The sequence below is a fragment of the Salinicola sp. LHM genome, from assembly GCF_034479735.1.
In the GTDB taxonomy this organism is placed as follows: domain Bacteria; phylum Pseudomonadota; class Gammaproteobacteria; order Pseudomonadales; family Halomonadaceae; genus Salinicola; species Salinicola salarius.
Genome location: NZ_CP140261.1, coordinates 1321380 through 1338076 on the forward strand (window position 1 = coordinate 1321380; position 16697 = coordinate 1338076).

13 protein-coding genes are annotated in these 16697 nt (G+C 63.5%); 9 read left to right on the top strand and 4 right to left on the bottom strand.

Features of this window, described 5'->3' with window-relative positions:
- Window positions 1-96 precede the first annotated feature (96 nt).
- Window positions 97-831 (top strand): Crp/Fnr family transcriptional regulator, encoded by a 735-nt coding sequence (locus R5R73_RS06255; protein ID WP_322529167.1) that lies wholly within the window; start codon window positions 97-99, stop codon window positions 829-831.
- A gap of 45 nt (window positions 832-876) precedes the next feature.
- On the opposite strand, the gene R5R73_RS06260 is transcribed toward R5R73_RS06255, so the two are convergent.
- Window positions 877-1860 carry a LysR family transcriptional regulator gene (locus R5R73_RS06260; RefSeq protein WP_322529168.1) on the bottom strand — a complete coding sequence of 328 codons (984 nt, stop codon included), beginning with the start codon at window positions 1858-1860 and terminating at the stop codon, window positions 877-879.
- A gap of 182 nt (window positions 1861-2042) precedes the next feature.
- Here R5R73_RS06260 and R5R73_RS06265 point away from each other — a divergent pair, with 182 nt between their 5' ends.
- The 3 genes from R5R73_RS06265 to R5R73_RS06275 all read left to right on the top strand — a co-directional run bounded on the left by R5R73_RS06265 (window position 2043) and on the right by R5R73_RS06275 (window position 5328).
- Entirely contained in the window at window positions 2043-3152 is a 1110-nt protein-coding gene (locus R5R73_RS06265) for an S-(hydroxymethyl)glutathione dehydrogenase/class III alcohol dehydrogenase (RefSeq protein ID WP_322529169.1), read from the top strand.
- Between the two features lie 150 nt (window positions 3153-3302).
- The gene (gene fghA / locus R5R73_RS06270; protein WP_322529170.1) at window positions 3303-4160 is read left to right on the top strand and encodes an S-formylglutathione hydrolase; all 858 of its coding nucleotides are present in this window, start codon (window positions 3303-3305) and stop codon (window positions 4158-4160) included.
- 226 nt (window positions 4161-4386) lie between these two features.
- Window positions 4387-5328: an ABC transporter substrate-binding protein gene (locus R5R73_RS06275; RefSeq protein ID WP_322529171.1), complete on the top strand. Its 942-nt coding sequence runs from the start codon at window positions 4387-4389 to the stop codon at window positions 5326-5328.
- A 48-nt stretch (window positions 5329-5376) separates the two neighbouring features.
- On the opposite strand, the gene R5R73_RS06280 is transcribed toward R5R73_RS06275, so the two are convergent.
- Window positions 5377-6201: an alpha/beta hydrolase fold domain-containing protein gene (locus R5R73_RS06280; protein ID WP_322529172.1), complete on the bottom strand. Its 825-nt coding sequence runs from the start codon at window positions 6199-6201 to the stop codon at window positions 5377-5379.
- Window positions 6202-6341: 140 nt separating this feature from the next.
- Here R5R73_RS06280 and mtgA point away from each other — a divergent pair, with 140 nt between their 5' ends.
- Window positions 6342-7049, top strand: coding sequence for a monofunctional biosynthetic peptidoglycan transglycosylase (gene mtgA / locus R5R73_RS06285; RefSeq protein ID WP_276232236.1), 708 nt, complete (start codon window positions 6342-6344; stop codon window positions 7047-7049).
- Window positions 7050-7059: 10 nt separating this feature from the next.
- Here mtgA and R5R73_RS06290 read toward each other — a convergent pair whose 3' ends face one another.
- Window positions 7060-7758: a GntR family transcriptional regulator gene (locus R5R73_RS06290; RefSeq protein WP_276232235.1), complete on the bottom strand. Its 699-nt coding sequence runs from the start codon at window positions 7756-7758 to the stop codon at window positions 7060-7062.
- Between the two features lie 219 nt (window positions 7759-7977).
- Here R5R73_RS06290 and R5R73_RS06295 point away from each other — a divergent pair, with 219 nt between their 5' ends.
- The 4 genes from R5R73_RS06295 (at window position 7978) to R5R73_RS06310 (ending at window position 15152) form a co-directional block, all read left to right on the top strand.
- Window positions 7978-9249, top strand: a complete 1272-nt coding sequence (locus R5R73_RS06295; RefSeq protein WP_322529173.1) for a pyridoxal-phosphate-dependent aminotransferase family protein — start codon at window positions 7978-7980, stop codon at window positions 9247-9249.
- Window positions 9250-9342: 93 nt separating this feature from the next.
- Entirely contained in the window at window positions 9343-12321 is a 2979-nt protein-coding gene (locus tag R5R73_RS06300) for an FAD-binding and (Fe-S)-binding domain-containing protein (RefSeq protein WP_322529174.1), read from the top strand.
- 265 nt (window positions 12322-12586) lie between these two features.
- Window positions 12587-14146 (top strand): sodium:solute symporter family transporter, encoded by a 1560-nt coding sequence (locus R5R73_RS06305; protein ID WP_322529175.1) that lies wholly within the window; start codon window positions 12587-12589, stop codon window positions 14144-14146.
- 76 nt (window positions 14147-14222) lie between these two features.
- Window positions 14223-15152 carry a Gfo/Idh/MocA family oxidoreductase gene (locus R5R73_RS06310; RefSeq protein ID WP_322529176.1) on the top strand — a complete coding sequence of 310 codons (930 nt, stop codon included), beginning with the start codon at window positions 14223-14225 and terminating at the stop codon, window positions 15150-15152.
- A 233-nt stretch (window positions 15153-15385) separates the two neighbouring features.
- On the opposite strand, the gene R5R73_RS06315 is transcribed toward R5R73_RS06310, so the two are convergent.
- Window positions 15386-16687 carry a TRAP transporter large permease subunit gene (locus R5R73_RS06315; RefSeq protein WP_322529177.1) on the bottom strand — a complete coding sequence of 434 codons (1302 nt, stop codon included), beginning with the start codon at window positions 16685-16687 and terminating at the stop codon, window positions 15386-15388.
- Between the last annotated feature and the right edge of the window lie 10 nt (window positions 16688-16697).

The window sequence follows — 16697 nt, forward strand, 5'->3', positions numbered from 1 at the left end:
ATCCCTGACGCGGGATAACGACAATCCTGGCTGGCTATGCCAATATCGATTTCCGTAATCTGGCGATCGCTAAAAGCATGAACAAGGGCAAGGGTAATGAGCCAAGACAGTTGTATCGTCCGTCATTTCAAGCATTACGGTGAGCTTTCCAAAAACGATGAAGCGTTGCTGGTCGAGCTCGAGCAGAGCCCGACCGAGGTCAAGGCCGACGAGATTTTGTGGCAGGAGGGGGATCCGGCGCGCGAGTTCTGTACGCTCAGCAAGGGATGGGCCTACTCTTTTCGCTACATGGAAGATGGCTCCCGACAGATTCTCGAGATCTATCTGCCCGGCGATATCATCGGGCTGCGGGAATTTGCCTTCAAGGAGCGCCTGACCGGCGTCGCCATGCTCGAGGATGGCGTCGTGTGCCATTTTCCCCATCGGCGTCTGATCAACGTCTTCCGCGAATCGCTGATGCTGTCGACCATCTTCTTTGCCATCTCGTCTCATCAGCAGGCTCTGTTGACCGAGCGTCTCGTCAACCTCGCCCGACGCAGCGCGCGTCAGCGTCTGGCTCATCTGATCTACGAGATGTACGTGCGCCTGGACCGCACCAAGGCACGCCAGGGCAACAGCATTCGTCTGCCGCTGTCCCAGCAGCATCTCGGCGATGCGCTGGGGCTGTCGTCGGTGCACGTGAGCCGGACGCTGACCGCCTTCCGCGAGGAAGGGCTGTTGCTGCGCTCGCGCCAGCGTATCGAGCTGCCCGATCCCGAGGCGCTGGCACGGGAGGCAGAATTCGGCGACGCCTATCTCAACGATGGCATCGATCACTTCTTCAACCATTGATTTACCTTGCCTGCCACCGACCTGCTTTACCCCTGATCTCATTCTCTAGCGCTGGGCCTCTGACGTCTTGGACGATGGCGTCACTGGCGTCTCTGATGAGGGCGTCTCAGCGGCCGTGACGTCCGGTATCGGCGAGCCGTGGTCGTCTCCGGCAATCGCCTCGGGCAGCCTCGCTGACAGGAAATCGACCAGCAAACGAATCTTGGAAGAGAGCTGGCGGTGGCGTGGGTAAACCGCCCAGACCGCGGTATCGGTAAACTGGTAGCGATCGAGCACGGCCGTCAGCCTGCCTTGCTTGATCGCCGTCTCGACGTAGTAATCCGGCAACTGAGCCAGCCCGACCCCCTTGCAGGCCGCATCCAGCAGCGCCGGCCCGGAATTGCCGCGCCAATTCCCCGACACTCGGATCTCGCGGCGTTGGCCGTCGACCCGGAACAGCCAGCTATCCCGCGATCCGACCAGACAGTTGTGGTGGGCGAGCTCGGAAAGGCTGTGCGGTGTCGGCCGTCGCTGGAAGTAGTCGGGCGCGCCGACGACGTACTCGCGGCGCTGGCAGAGCCGTCTGGCCAGCAGGCTCGAATCCTTGAGCACGCCCATGCGGATGGCGACATCGAAGCCTTCGTCGATCAGCTCGACGGTACGGTTGGTGAAGTGCAGGCGTACATCGAGTTGCGGATAGCGACAGTGGAAATCGTTGACCAGCGGCGCGATGTAGCGCTCGCCGAAGGTGGTCGCACAGCTGATGGCGAGTCTTCCCTGGGGCTGGGACTGCAGCTCGTTGAGCGCGGCCTCGGCCTCGGCGAAGCCATCGAGCAGCGACCGGCAGTGCTCGTAGTAGATCGCACCGCCATCGGTCAGCCGAATCTGGCGGGTCGTCCGATAGAGTAGTGGCGTTCCCAACGACTGCTCCAGCTGACCGACCAGCCGGCTGACGTGGGAATTGGACACCTTCAACGACTGGGCGGCGCGAGAGAACGTACCCAGACGCACCACGGCGACGAAAGCCTCGATACCCTCCCAGCGCGACATGGCGACTCCTTCCGATGGTTACGAGACCGATTGTTGTCACATGGCAATAATCATGTGCCGAATGCCAGGTTTATTGCCTGGCGGCGAACGCCTAGACTGACTCAAAACCTGTCGTCATGTCATCAGTCGAACGACGTGCGACCCCTCGAATCAAGCATTCAAGCGCAAAGGGAGATAGCCCGATGAAATCGCGTGCCGCAGTCGCCTGGGAAGCAGGCAAGCCGCTCTCGCTGGAAGAGATAGACGTGCAGGGCCCCAAGGCGGGCGAAGTCATGGTCCGCATCGTTGCCACCAGCGTCTGTCACACCGATGCCTATACGCTTTCCGGCAAGGATCCCGAAGGTCTGTTCCCGTCGGTGCTGGGCCATGAAGGCGCCGGTATCGTCGAAGAGGTGGGCGAGGGCGTCACCGGCCTGAAGCCCGGCGATCACGTCATCCCGCTCTATACCGCCGAGTGCGGCAAGTGCAAGTTCTGTCTCTCCGGCAAGACCAACCTGTGCGGCGCCGTCCGCGCGACCCAGGGCAAGGGCCTGATGCCGGATGGCACCACGCGTTTCTCCAAGAATGGCACCTCGCTGCACCATTACATGGGCACGTCGACCTTCTCCGAGTACACCGTGCTGCCGGAAGTCTCGCTGGCCAAGGTGTCGAAGGAAGCCCCGCTGGACAAGATCTGTCTGCTGGGCTGCGGTGTCACTACCGGGATCGGCGCCGTTCTCAACACCGCCAAGGTCGAGCCGGGCGCGACCGTTGCCGTGTTCGGGCTGGGCGCCATCGGCCTGGCGGTAATCCAGGGCGCGCAGATGGCCAAGGCCTCGCGCATCATCGCGATCGACGTCAATCCGGACAAGTTCGAGCTGGCGCGCCAGTTCGGGGCGACCGAATTCGTCAATCCCAAGGATTACAGCGATCCGATCCAGCAGGTGATCGTCGATCTCACCGACGGTGGCGTCGACTATTCGTTCGAGTGCATCGGTAACGTCAACGTGATGCGTTCGGCGCTGGAGTGCTGCCACAAGGGCTGGGGCGAATCGATCATCATCGGGGTCGCCGGCGCCGGCGAGGAGATCTCCACGCGCCCGTTCCAGCTGGTGACCGGCCGCGTCTGGAAGGGCTCTGCCTTCGGTGGCGTCAAGGGCCGTACCGAGCTGCCGGGTTACGTCCAGCGCTACATGGACGGCGAGATCAAGATCGACGAGTTCGTGACCCACGACATGCCGTTCGATCAGATCAACGAAGCCTTCGATCTGCTGCATGCGGGCAAGAGCATCCGTACCGTTCTGCATTTTTGAGCCACGAGCCACGAGCCACGGACTACGAGCGCAGATCAAAAGCGCAAGAGCCCGGTTTTGGGGCGCATGGAGAATAGGCGCCGGTTCCGGGGCGCATGGAGAGTAGGCGCCGGTATCGGGGTGCATGGATAGAAAGCCAAGGAGAGCATCATGTCGATGAGCGAACAGTTGGAGCTCGTCTCGGCCACCAAGAGCTTCGGTGGCTGGGTCAAGCGCTACAAGCATTACTCGCGGGCGCTGGATTGCGACATGATTTTCGCGATCTATCTGCCGCCGCAGGCCGAAGAGGGCCGGGTGCCGCTGATGTGGTGGCTGTCGGGCCTGACCTGCAACGACGAGAACTTCATGCAGAAGGCGGGCGCGCAGAAGATGGCCGCCGAACTCGGTATCGCGATCGTGTGTCCGGATACCAGCCCGCGCGGCCTGGACCTGCCTGGCGAGCACGACAGCTACGATTTCGGCTCCGGCGCCGGCTTCTATCTCAACGCGAAGCGGGAACCGTGGTCGAAGCACTACCGGATGTACGATTACGTCACCGAAGAGCTGCCCTCGGTGGTGCGGCTGCACTTCCCGGTCAATGGCCGCGAATCGATCAGCGGTCACTCCATGGGCGGCCATGGTGCGCTGGTACTGGCGCTGCGCCAGCCGGGCCGTTATGCGGCGGTGTCGGCATTCGCGCCGATCGTCAATCCGAGCCAGGTGCCGTGGGGCCAGAAGGCATTCGAGAACTATCTGGGCGACGATATCGGCCTGCGCACGCAGTACGATACCTGCGAGCTCGTTGCCAAGGGATCGTCGCGTCAGCCGCTGTTCATCGATCAGGGCGAGGCAGATAATTTCCTCGAGGAGCAGCTCAAGCCCGAGCGGCTGGAGGCGGTCTGCGAGGAGCACGACCATCCGCTGACGCTGCGCCGGCATCCCGGCTATGACCACAGCTATTTCTTCATCGCCAGCTTCATCGACGACCACCTGCGTTATCACGCCGAGCGGCTCTACGCCAAGCGGTGACGAGGCGTCAATCGCGATATCGATCGAATCTTGGCCCGCCTGACCGACGCTCAGGCGGGCTTTCTTGTCTTTGCGCTTCGAGCGCGGCGGGGGCTATGACCGACGTCTGTCGGCTTTCGATGACGATTGGTGCGTATTTTGCGTCGCTTCTGGTCAATTTCTTGTCTCCTGAATCGGCAGAGTAGTAGAGGAGTTCTATTCGATAACAACTTCAAGGAGACGCTTCATGGGTCATTCGAACTTGAAACGCCGGGTCGTGGCTGCCGCACTGCCGCTGACGCTGCTGGCTGCCGGATCGGCGCAAGCCGATCTCGATACCGTGCGCTTCGGCGTGCCGCCGTGGCCGGGCGTGACGGTGAAGTCCGAAGTCGCCTCGCAGATCCTCGAGGCGATGGGTTACCAGACGCAGCAAAGCGAGCTGGCCGTCGGAGTGATTCTCAACGGTCTGGCCAACGAGGACCTGGATGTCTATCTGGGCGGCTGGTATCCGATCGAGGAGGAGATGATCGAGCCGCTGGTGGCCGACGACAAGGTCGACAAGGTGGCCAAGAACATCAGCAACGCCAATTCCGGGCTAGTGGTGCCGGAGTACGTTCACGAAGCGGGCGTGAATAGCGTCGCCGATCTCGACCGCTACAAGGATCGCTTCAACGGCGAGATTCAGGGGATCGAAGCGGGCACCGGCATCAACGATGCGATCCTGGCCGCGATCGACGAAGACGCGGCCGGACTGGGCGACTGGCAACTGCGGGAAAGTTCGACCTCGGCAATGCTGGCCTATGCCGATCAGAAGATCAGCGACAAGCAGTGGGTCACGTTCGTCGGCTGGGAACCGCACTGGATGAATGTCAGCTATGACCTCTACTATCTGGAGGATTCCGACGATAGCGGCACGGCGGATATTCTCAGCACGGTGTGGACCGTGGTGCCAGCCGATCTGAAATCGAAGGATGCCAACCTCTATCGCTTCCTTTCCCAGTATCAGGTCGATATCGAAGCTCAGAACGACTGGGTCTACGAGTACAGTCACGAGGAGCGCCCGGCCGACGAGGTTGCCAGCGAGTGGATTCGCGATCACTACGATACCGTTGCCCAGTGGCTGGATGGCGTCACCACCAGGGATGGCGAGCCGGCCATCGACGCGGTCAAGGCGCAGCTGGGTAGCTGAACGCCTCTGGCACCCTCTGTGATTGGCATCTTCTACGACTGGCACCTTCTATGAATCGGCGCTGAGTCGCTTTTCGACCGCCTGGCAGAAGTCCTGCCAGGCGGTTTGCATTTCCGGCAGATCGCCATGTCCGTGCAGGGCGGCGTGTACCATGTCCGGCGCGCAACGATAGCCGACCGAAGCGCCATTCCGGCGCCAGGATTCGATCGCCTGCTCAAGCGGTCGCGTCAGCGGATCGCGCTCCACGGCCAGTGCCTCGATGACCTTGGCCGGAGGTACGGCGGCGTCGACATCGGGCGCGTCAGGCGCCGCCATCTGCCACAGCGACAGAATGTCCGCTCGCGACAGCAGCGGCCTGTCTTCCCCCAGCGTCTCGACGGTGGGCGTACCCACGACCGGGTAGATCAATCCGAGCAACCCTTTCCATTCGCTGGTGTGGGCGACATCGATCGCCAACCTGCCGCCGGCGCTGTCGCCGATCACCGCCACCGGGCCAACGGCCTCGACGACCGCACGGCAGTCGGCCAGCGCTTCGGCGTAGGTGGCCTCCGGCAGCAGCCGGTAATCGACGCTGATCACCTCCCGCCGCAGGCGTTCGGCCAGGTTCGCGGTAATGCCGTGATGGCTGTCGATCGAGCCCAGGCTCCATCCGCCGCCGTGCAGGTAGACGACATTGCCTTCGACGCAGCCGGCAGGGCGGAAGCGGCGCACATCGACCCCGCCGATGCCTTCGTCGGAGATCTGCATGCCGGCCGGATCGGCCATGCGCCGCCGCGCATGCAGCGCCTCATACGCCCGGCGTTGCGCCGGCAGCGACGAACCGGTGCCATCGTCGGCAGGCGTGAACTCGCGGATGAAGTCTTCGATGGTCATGTCGCTTCCTCCGTTATGGTGTGCGAGCGTGTTTGTCTATGACCGTAGTCTTGCGCTTAGTAGTCTTGTGCTTACCGGACCCATGCCGGCAAGCCCTTGTTATACTAGGCTCATACTCTTTCGACCAAGAGCTCTCGCTCATGCCCTCAGGTTGGCCGCGCACGTTCCTCCGCTATTCATTGATCGCCATCGCGGCTTTCGTCGGGCTGTCGGTATTGTTCGTGCTGGTGTTCCGCTTCGTGCCGGTGTTCGGCTCCATGGTGATGGCGGAGCGCAAGGTAAGCTCCTGGTTCCAGGGCGATAACCTGACCATCGAGCAGCAGTGGGAGCCGTGGTCCCGGCTTTCCGACAACGCCAAGGTGGCGGTGATGGCGGGAGAGGACCAACGCTTCCCGGACCACTGGGGCTTCGATGTGGCGCAGATCAAGCGCTCGCTCGCCAACTGGTCGGACGGCGGCGATCTTCGTGGCGCCAGCACGCTGACCCAGCAGACGGCCCGCAACCTCTTCCTGTGGACGGGGCGCAGCTGGATCCGCAAGGGACTCGAGGCGTGGTTCACGCTGCTGCTCGAAGCGCTGTGGCCCAAGCAGCGCATTCTGGAGGTCTATCTCAACATTGCCGAATGGGATACCGGCGTGTTCGGGCTGGAGGCCGCGGCGCAGCACTATTTCGGCACCTCCGCGGCCAACCTCAGCGTCTCCCAGGCCAGCCACCTCGCCGCGATTCTGCCCAACCCGCGCGGCTGGAGCGCTTCCCAGCCTTCCGCTTACGTTCAGCAGCGTGCCGCCTGGATCCAGCGCCAGATGCGCAACCTCGGCGGTACCGCCTTTCTGCGACGGCTGGAGTGATTCGGTCGCGCTATTCCGTGTCCTTCCAGTCGGCCAGCACGGCGTCTCGCTTTTCCAGCAGGTGACGCTCCATCAGCGTGCCGAGGCGCGTTCCGTCGCGAGCGTCCAGCGCGGCCATCATCTCGCGATGTTCCTCCACTGCCTTGCGCCACTTGGCTTCCGTCCGGTTGGACGAGAGCCGCAGCGGGTGAAGGCGCCGATTGAGCGAAAGATAGGTCTGGCGCAGGGCATCGTTGCGCGCCGCGCGATTGATCAGGTCGTGAATGCGCTGGTTGGCGTGGTAGTAAGCCGGTAGGTCCTGGCGCTGCCAGTGGCCCAGCATCGCCTCGTGGGCTGCCCGAATTTCGGCCAGCTCTTCCTTGGTGACACGGAGACACGCCAGTTCCCCGGAAAAGCGCTCCAGCGCGCTCATCAGCTCGAAGGTGTCGCGAATTTCCTGACGCGTCATGCGGGTCACGAAAGTGCCGTAGTTAGGGGATATCGTCACTAGCTTTTCGGCGGCGAGCACGCGCAGCGCCTCCCGCAAGGGCGTGCGCGAGACCGCCAGCCGATCCGCCAGTTCACGTTCGTTGATGCGCTCGCCGGGCTCGAGGCCACCTTCGGTAATCAGGTCGTGGAGACGTTCCACGATCTTGTCGTGCAGGGCGGCGCGCTGGATACGCAGCGGCCGTGCCGTGGTATCGAGTATGGTGTCATCGGTCGTTTGCATGCATTGAACCCAGTTAGGTCTTTCCTTCTTTCTATCGCAAGCGTTCGGCGCTGGCTACTGCTCCATCGAGTCGCATCGGTGGGGAGCGATGCAATACCGTGTCGCGACGGCTTGCGACTTATGTCGAGGTTTGTCGGCAAGCGATTATTCGGCATATTGCGTAATGAATGCAAAAAACCATGTGGGGCGGCTTTCCGCTTCACTCCTGGAGATGCCGCCATGCTCAAGCTCGATCAACATCCTTCTGGCCGCCATTTTCTGCAGATCCCAGGGCCTTCCCCCGTACCGGATCGCATCCTGCGGGCGATGAGTCTGCCCACCATCGATCACCGAGGCCCGGAATTCGGCGAGCTGGGGCTCGAGGTACTGGGCAAGATCAAGAAGATCTTCAAGACCGAACATCCGGTCATCATCTACCCGGCCTCGGGGACGGGCGCATGGGAGGCGGCGCTTTCCAATACCTTGAGTCCCGGCGACTCGGTATTGATGTTCGAGACCGGGCACTTCGCCACACTGTGGAAGCAGATGGCGCTTCGACTCGGGCTCGAGCCGGAATTTCTCGCGCTACCGGCATCGCAGAGCTGGCGATACGGCGTGCAGCCGCAGCTCATCGAGGAGCGATTGCGTCAGGATGACGAACACCGGATCAAAGCCGTGTGCGTGGTACACAACGAAACGTCCACTGGTGTCACCAGCGATATCGCCGCCGTGCGCCGGGCCATCGATGCCGCCGGCCACCCGGCACTGCTGCTGGTCGATACTATCTCGGGGTTGGCGAGTGCTGACTATCGCCACGACGAGTGGGGTGTCGACGTCACCGTTTCCGGCTCGCAGAAAGGATTGATGCTGCCGCCCGGGATCAGTTTCAACGCGCTGTCGCCCAAGGCGATCGAGACCAGCCAGCGCTCGACGATGCCCAAGAGCTTCTGGGCCTGGGACGAGATTCTCACCGCCAATGCCAATGGCTACTGGCCCTACACGCCGAACACCAACCTGCTCTACGGTCTGAACGAAGCGCTGGACATGCTGCTGGAAGAGGGGCTGGAGCAGGTTTTCGCCCGACACGAACGCTGGGCCGAAGGCGTCCGTCGTGCGGTCAACGCCTGGGGGCTGGAGATCCAGTGCCAGGAGCCGGCGCTCTATTCGCCGGTATTGACGGGGGTGGTCACGCCGGAAGGGATCGATGCCGACGAGGTGCGCCGCACCATCTACGAGCGTTTCGACCTGTCGCTGGGAACAGGGCTCGGCAAAGCCAAGGGGCGGATGTTCCGGATCGGTCATCTCGGCGACTGCAACGATCTGACGCTGATCGCCACCCTCGGCGGTTGCGAAGCGGGGCTCAAGCTCTGCGGGGTCGAACTGTTCGGCAGCGGCGTACAGGCCGCGCTGGACTTCTTCGCCGACAACCCGGCCCCCGGCACGCCCGCGGCCCGCAAGCCAGCGACTGGTGAATCGACGGCCCAGCCACAGGCTGGTGCCGTTCGCGCCTGAGAGGAGATCGCCATGAGCGTGATGCCGAAAAGCCCTGTTGGAAGGCAAAAGGAGGCGCTGCAACGGAAAACGATACAGCCCAGAGCCGCCGCCATGAGCGAATTCGAGAGTCGGCTGCGTCGTGAACTGAAAGGCCAAGTGGCGTTCGATGCCGGGTCCAGAGGACGCTATGCCACCGACGCTTCGATCTATCAGATCATGCCGCTGGGCGTCGTCGTGCCGAAAGATCAGGAGGATCTGGCGCTGGCACTGGATATCGCGCGGGATGTCGGCGCCCCGGTGCTGCCGCGTGGTGGCGGCACCAGCCAGTGCGGGCAGACGGTCAACGAGGCGCTGGTGGTCGACACCAGCCGCTGGCTGATCGGCATCGGCGAACTCGACGTCGAGGCGCGCACCGTCACGGTCGAGCCCGGCGTGGTGCTTGACCATCTCAACGCCTGGCTCAAGCCCCATGGACTCTGGTTCCCGGTGGACGTCTCCACCTCGGCGCAGTGCACGCTCGGCGGCATGGCCGGCAACAACTCCTGCGGCTCGCGCTCGATCCGCTACGGCAACATGGTCCACAACGTGCTGGGGCTCGAGGCAACGCTGGCGGACGGGCACACGGTGAATTTCGGCTGGTTCGACGAGATCGCGCCCGGCTCGGCTCTGGCACCGCTGGCGGATGAAGTATCGGCCATCGCCCGACGCGAGGCGGCGGCGATCCGCGAGCACTACCCGCAGGTGCTGCGCCGGGTCGGCGGCTACAACCTGGATCTGTTCGACTGCCGCAACCCGATTCCCTACGATGCCGCAGGCCGGGCCAACTTCGCCCACCTGCTGATCGGCTCGGAAGGGACGCTGGCCTTCACCCGCAAACTCAAGCTGAAACTGTCGCCGTTGCCGGTGCACAAGGTGCTCGGGGTGGTCAATTTCCCGACCTTCTACCAGGCGATGGACATGACCCAGCATATCGTCAAGCTGGGCCCCGCCGCGGTGGAGCTGGTCGACCGCACCATGATCGAACTGGCACTGGAGAACCCGGCATTCCGGCCGACGGTGGAGAAGTCGTTGATCGGACGCCCGGATGCGCTGCTGCTGGTGGAGTTCGCCGGCGAGGATCGCGACTCGCAGCTGCGCCAGCTGGAAGCGCTCAAGACCCTGATGGGCGACCTGGGCCTGCCGGACAGCGTCGTCGGGCTGGAAACCGGCGCCGAACAGTCGGCACTGTGGAACGTGCGCAAGGCCGGTCTCAACATCATGATGAGCATGAAAGGCGACGGCAAACCGGTGTCGTTCATCGAGGATTGCGCCGTGCCGCTGGAGCATCTGGCGGAATATACCGAGCAGCTGACCGACGTCTTCCATCGCCACGGCACCGAGGGCACCTGGTACGCGCATGCCAGCGTCGGCACGCTGCACGTGCGGCCGATTCTCGACATGCGCCGTGGCGGTGCCGCCAAGATGCGCGCCATCGCCGAGGAGGCATCGGAACTGGTCCGCCGCTACAAGGGGGCCTACTCGGGAGAACATGGCGACGGCATCTGTCGCGGCGAGTGGGTGGCGTGGCAGTTCGGTGCCGGGCTCAACGCCGCCTTTGGCGAGATCAAGCGGCTGTTCGACCCGGACAACCGCTTCAACCCCAACAAGATCGTCGATACGCCGAGGATGGACGATGCCCGGCTGTTCCGATTTCCCGCCGATCATCAGATCATTCCGGTGTCGACCGAACTGGACTGGTCGGCCTGGAACGTGACCCGCGACCCGCTGAGCGGCGAGCTGGGTGAACCCGGCAGTGGCGGCGATCCGGCGCACGGTCTCGCCAAGGCCGTGGAGATGTGCAACAACAACGGCCACTGCCGCAAGTTCGACGCCGGCACCATGTGCCCGAGCTATCGGATCAGTCGCGACGAGCGCCACCTGACACGGGGCCGCGCCAATACCCTGCGATTGGTGCTGTCGGGAAAGATCGGCGACCAAGGGCTGGCCAGCGACGAAGTCGCCGAGACGCTGGACCTGTGCGTCTCCTGCAAGGGCTGCAAGCGCGACTGCCCGACCGGCGTCGACATGGCCAAGTTCAAGATCGAGGCGCGTGCCGCACGGGCCAGGGAGCGGGGGCTGGGATGGCGAGACCGGCTGGTGTCCGAGCTGCCGCGCTACGCGCCCTGGATGCGTCATGTCGGCAGTGTTGCCTCTCGGCTGGAGCGTGTGACATGGCTGGGTGGGCGGGCCAAGCGCTGGCTGGGGTTTGCCGAAGCGCGCTCATTGCCGGTCTTCGGCGGGGACTACCTGCGATCAGCGCGACGCGTGACGACGGACTCATCTCGTGCTGGCCAATCTCCCGTCGGCGAGGTGGTGCTGTTCGTCGATACCTTCAACAACTATTTCGAAGCCGATAACGCCGGCGCGGCGCGGCGGGTGCTGGAAGCCGCCGGCTACCGCGTGCATTTCAACGTTCGCGAAGGGGAGCGGCCGCTCTGCTGCGGCAGGACCTACCTGGCCGCCGGGCGTGTCGACCGCGCCCGGCAGGAAGCGCGTCGCACGCTGGATGCGCTGATGCCGTTCGTGGCACGGGGCGTGAAGATCGTCGGGCTGGAGCCCTCTTGCCTGCTCACGCTGCGTGACGAATTCCTTCATTATGGTTTTGGCGAGGAAGCCACTCGGCTGGCGGAGGCCGCCATGCTGTTCGAGGAGTTCCTGGTGACAGAGAAGCTGGTCGGACGGCTGGCGCTGGATCTGGCGCCGCTCGCCGTGTCGCGGGCCAAGGTTCATGGTCACTGCCATCAGAAAGCCTTCGATGCCTTCACGCCGGTGATGACCGTTCTGAACTGGATTCCCGAGCTCGAGGTCGAGGCGATCGTTTCCTCCTGCTGCGGGATGGCGGGGAGCTTCGGCTACGAAGCGGAGCATGCCGATGCGTCCATGAAGATGGCGGAGCTTTCGCTGCTGCCGGCGGTTCGCGAGGCCGGGGAGGACGCCTGGATCGTGGCCGACGGCACCAGTTGCCGACACCAGATCCTCGATGGCGCCGGACGAGAAGCGCTGCACGTGGCAAGAGTGCTGGAGGCTTCTTTACCCAGTAATCCGCATTAGACATTGGTCGTGTTTTTCGTATGACTTACAGGGCAAGTCATCCCCGGTGATCTGGCTATGCCAAGGCGCTCGTCGACCATGCGGCGGGCGCCTTTTGCATTCTCGAGTCATGCAACCCGCTGTCCGGAAATGGAATTTCGACCGTGTGCTGACTAACCTTTACATCGTGAACGCCTGAACGGGCGTCATCGCGACGGATGGCCATTGGTGTCATCGCGCCGCCATCGCTCGCCAAAACAACCACAGATCAAAAGCGAACGCGCTCATGGAAGATCTTCAATTCTGGGATTTTGCGGTCATCGCGGCCTATTTTCTGATCGTCACCTTCATCGGTTACAAGACCGCCCGAGGGAAGACCACCCCGGAAGAGCTGTTCCTGGCCGGGCGGACCCTGGGCCCGATGGCGATCGGCTTTTCACTGTTTGCCTCCAATATCTCCTCGGATACGCTGATCGGCTTGCCCGGCGCGGCCTATCAGCACGGCATCTCGGCGGCCAACTACGAGTGGATGGCGGGCGTGGTGCTGATGTTCACGGCGATCTTCGTGCTGCCGGTGCTGATGCGGGCCAGGGTCACCACCATGCCGGAGCTGATGGAGCGGCGCTTCGACTCGCGGCTGCGCAAGTACCTTTCGGTCATCACGCTGTTTTTGTCGATCATCCTCGATACCGCCGGGACTCTCTACGCTGGCGGGTTGATCGTCACCACCTTCATTCCCGGTACCAACCTCTGGGAAGTCTGTGCGCTGCTGGCGCTGTTCACCAGCATCTATACGGCCTTCGGCGGGCTGCGTGCGGTGGTCTACACCGACGTCATGCAGGCGTGCGTGCTGATCGGCGGTTCGGCGGCGATGACCTGGATCATCTTCGGTCATTTCGACCACAGCTGGGCGAACGTCAAGGAGGCGGTGAGCCCGGAGAAGCTGTCGCTGATCCGCCCGCTGGACGATCCCAGCGTGCCGTGGCTGGGGCTGCTCACCGGGGTGCCGATCGTCGGCTTCTACTACTGGTCCATGAACCAGTACGTCGTTCAGCGTCTGCTGGGCGCGCGGGACATCCAGGCGGCAGGGCGCGCTTCGGTGTTCGCAGCGGCCTTGAAGCTGCTGCCGATCTTCATCATGACCATCCCCGGCGCCATGGTGGTGCCGCTGCTGCCGGGTCTGGAACATCCCGATCAGGTCTATCCGAAGATGGTTCAGGAGTTCACGCCCACCGGCCTGACGGGTCTGATCCTGGCGGGGCTGATCGCGGCGCTGATGTCGACGCTCTCCTCGACGCTCAACTCATCGGCGACGTTGTTGACGCTCGATTTCATCAAGCCGGCCAGGCCGGATCTCAGCGATGCCCAGCTGGCCAAATGGGGCCGAGTCTGTACCTTCATCCTTGCCGCCATCGCCGCGCTCTGGGGGCCGATGATCCAGTACTTTTCCGGACTCTGGGCCTATCTGCAGCAGGTGTTCGCCTTCGTCGCCTCGCCGCTGGTGGCGACCTTCCTGATGGGGCTGTGGGTCAAGTCGCTGGGGGCGTCGGCGGCGTTGCGCGGTCTGGCCAGCGGGCACGCGCTGAGTGCGGTGCTGTTCGTGCTGGTGGAAACCGGCGTGCTGCCGATCCACTTCACCATCATCGGCGGTATCCTGTTCGCGGCGACGGCGCTGTTCACCTGGTTCTGGATGACGCGCCTGGGTCGCCATGATCGTCCCGCCGAGAAGGATGCGCGGATCGCTGTCATCGCCAAGGAGGGATTGGAGCGGGTTCCCCGCGATGTCATGATCGGCATCGCCATCGTCTCGGTGCTCACCGCTGTCATCGTCTATCTGCTGCGCTGAGCGAGCATTGCCAGGGCCGTTTTTCCCTTGGAAAGCGGCTTTTTGACCCCTGGGCTGTTTTCCATAAGGACCTGCCATGGACAACCTTCGTCTCGCGATCGTGGGCTACGGCAAGATCGCCCGCGATCAGCATCATCCCGCAATCCAAGGCGACGCCCGTTTCCGACTGACGGCCGTCGCCAGCCCTAACGCATCCGTGCCCGATGTAGCGAATTTCGAAAGCCTCGAAGCGCTGCTCGACCAGGGCCCGGAGATCGACGCGGTTTCGCTCTGCACTCCTGCCGGTGTACGTACCGCCCAGGCGCGCCTGGCGATGGCTCACGGCAAGCACGTGATGCTGGAAAAGCCGCCCGCGGCGACGCTGGCCGAAATCGAGACACTGCGCGAGGACGCGGAGCGCCATGGCGTGACGCTGTTCGCGTCCTGGCACTCCCGCCATGCCCACGGCGTGGCGGGAGCGAAGCGCTGGCTGTCAGAGCGTCAGATTCGCCGCGTCGATATCGAGTGGAAGGAGGACGTGCGGGTCTGGCATCCCGGGCAGGCGTGGATCTGGCAGCCCGGCGGCATGGGCGTGTTCGATCCCGGCATCAACGCACTGTCGATCGCCACCGCGATCCTGCCGACTCCGTTTCACCTGGTCGACGCCCAGTTGCAGGTGCCCGGCAACTGCCAGACGCCGATTGCCGCCTCGCTGGATTTCGTCGACGGCGAAAACGTGCCGATCCACGCCGAGTTCGATTTTCGCCAGCAGGGCACCCCGCCGACCTGGGAGATCCACGTCGATACCGACGCCGGTCGATTGACGCTGGAAGCGGGCGGCAGACGATTGCTGATCGATGGAGAACTGCTGGAAGAAGGCCCGGATGCGGAGTACGCCGGGCTCTATGAACGCTTTGCCGCGCTGATTGCGGAGGGCCGCTCGGACGTCGATATCAGCCCGTTCCGCCACGTCGCCGACTCGCTGATGCTGGGGTATCGGCATACGGTGGAGGATTTCGTCGAGTAGTCTGACGGGCTACGGGCTACGGGCTACGGGCTACGGGCTACGAGCGACGAGCGACGAGCGACGAGCTACGAGCTACGAGCTACGAGCTACGAGCTACGAGCTACGAGCTACGAGCTACGAGCTACGAGCTACGGGCTACGGGCTACGGGCGACGAGCTACGAGCTACGAGCACATGCTGACTTTCGCGGCTCGCGGCTCGCGGCTCGCGGCTCGCGGCTCGCGGCTCGCGGCTTCAGCCGTTCATCGCCTGTGGCAGATAAAACACAATCTCCGGGAACGCCCGCATCAGCACGATGGCGAACAGCATCAGCAGGAAGAACGGCAGCGTAGCCTTGGCGATGGTGAAGATGTTCTTGCCGGTGAGTCCCTGGATCACGAACAGGTTGAAGCCGACCGGTGGCGTGATCTGGGAGATCTCGACCACGATCACCAGGTAGATGCCGAACCAGATCGGGTCGATACCGGCGGCGTTGATCAGCGGCATGATGATCGAGGTCACCAGCAGAATCAGCGAGATCCCGTCGAGGAAGCAGCCCAGTACCAGCAGGAACAGGGTCAACATGACCAGCAGCACGTTGGGTGACAGTCCCATCGCTGCAATGGTGCTGGCAAGCTGGGTCGGCAGTTGGGTGAAGCTCATGGCCGACGACAGGAACGAGGCGCCGGCGATGATGAACGCGATCATGCATGACGTCCGCAGCCCGGCAAACATTGATTCCAGAAAGATCGACTTGTCGAAATGGCCGTTCCAGCGCGCGATCAGCATCGACAGCACCACGCCCACGGCGGCGGCTTCGGTGGGAGAGGCGACGCCGCCATAGATACTGCCGAGAATGCCGCCAATCAGCACCAGCAGCGGGATCAGGCGCCAGCTGTTTCTGACCTTGTCGAGAAAGGGCATCGGGGCTTCCGCATGACCCGCGCCGCCATGCTTGCCGGCGGTCAGCGACCAGATCACCAGATAGATCATGAACAGCGCCAGCAGCAGGAGGCCGGGGCCGATACCCGCCATGAACAGACGCGAGATCGACTGCTCGGTGACCACGCCGTAGACGATCATCATGATCGAGGGCGGGATCAAGAGGCCCAGCGTGGAGGCACTGGCCAGCGTGCCGATCGCCTGCGTCTCGCTGTAGCCGCGGCGTTCGAGTTCCGGCAGCGTCATCTTGCCGACGGTGGCGCAGGTGGCCGCGGAGGAGCCGCAGACGGCAGCGAACAGGCCGCTGCCGATGATATTGGAGTGCAACAGCCGCCCGGGAAGGCGGTTGAGCCAGGGCGACAGCGCACGGAACATGTTGTCGGCAAGTCCGGAGCGGAACAGGATCTCGCCCATCCACACGAACATCGGCAGGGCGGTCAGATCCCAGCCGTAGCTGGCACCCCAGAAGTCGGAGGCGAGAATGGGGCCGACCTCGAAGCTCGAGAAGCCGGTCAGCGCGATCCAGCCGGTGCCGAGCAGGGCGAAGGCGATCCACACGCCGCCGCCGAGCAGAATCGCCAGAGTGAAAAGCGTTGCAAGACTGAGCGTGAGCACGAGTCGGTAC